This window comes from Mycobacterium sp. E2462, from assembly GCF_001672685.1.
Taxonomy (GTDB): Bacteria; Actinomycetota; Actinomycetes; order Mycobacteriales; family Mycobacteriaceae; genus Mycobacterium.
This window is the reverse complement of record NZ_LZKC01000283.1, coordinates 1-763: the sequence shown is the minus strand read 5'-3', so window position 1 is coordinate 763 and position 763 is coordinate 1. Positions and strand designations below refer to the sequence as shown.

The 763-nt window shown below is 72.2% G+C and carries 1 protein-coding gene; it reads left to right on the top strand.

The window, feature by feature from the left end:
- Positions 1–763: AMP-binding protein (locus tag A5714_RS14150; protein WP_156747323.1), on the top strand; the 763-nt coding region annotated here is incomplete at both ends.

Here is a 763-nt window from a genome sequence, read left to right as displayed (position 1 = left end):
GCGGACCGGTTGTCTCCGTTGATGATTCGCAACAGCGCCTACGTGATCTTCACGTCGGGGTCCACCGGTGCGCCCAAAGGCGTTGCGGTCAGCCACGCGGGCCTGCTCGGCGTTGCTTCGGCGCACCGCCACCTGTATGGCATGAGTCCGCGGTCGCGGATGTTATTGGTGGCCGCGCCGACGTTCGATGCGTCGATCTCGGAGATGGTGTCCGCGGCGTCGTCGGGCGCGGCGCTGGTGGTGGCGCCCGCGGACGTCTACGCGGGCCAGGCACTGACGGCCTTGCTGGCCGAACACCGGGTCAGCGCCGCGATGCTCACGCCGACGGTGTTGGCGTCGCTGGACCGCGACCTACTGGGCGCGCTGTCCACGGTGATCACCGTAGGGGAGGCTTGCCCCGCCGAGCTGGTGGCCGCGTGGGCGCCGGGCCGGCGCATGCTCAACAACTACGGACCCACCGAGGCCAGCATCTGGGCCACCGGGTCGCGCCTGGTGCCCGGACGCCCGGTGACCATCGGCACGCCGATCCCGGGCGTCGTCGCTCTCGCGCTCGACGGGCGCCTGCGCCCGGCCCCGGTGGGGGTGGTCGGCGAGTTGTACTTGGCGGGGCCGGGTTTGGCGCACGGCTACGTGGGTCGGGCCGACCTGACCGCGGAACGCTTCGTGGCCGACCCCTTCGGTGAGCGTGGCGCGCGGATGTATCGCACCGGGGACCTGGTCCGGTGGAACGGCGCGGGGGAGCTAACGTACCTGGGCCGCGCGG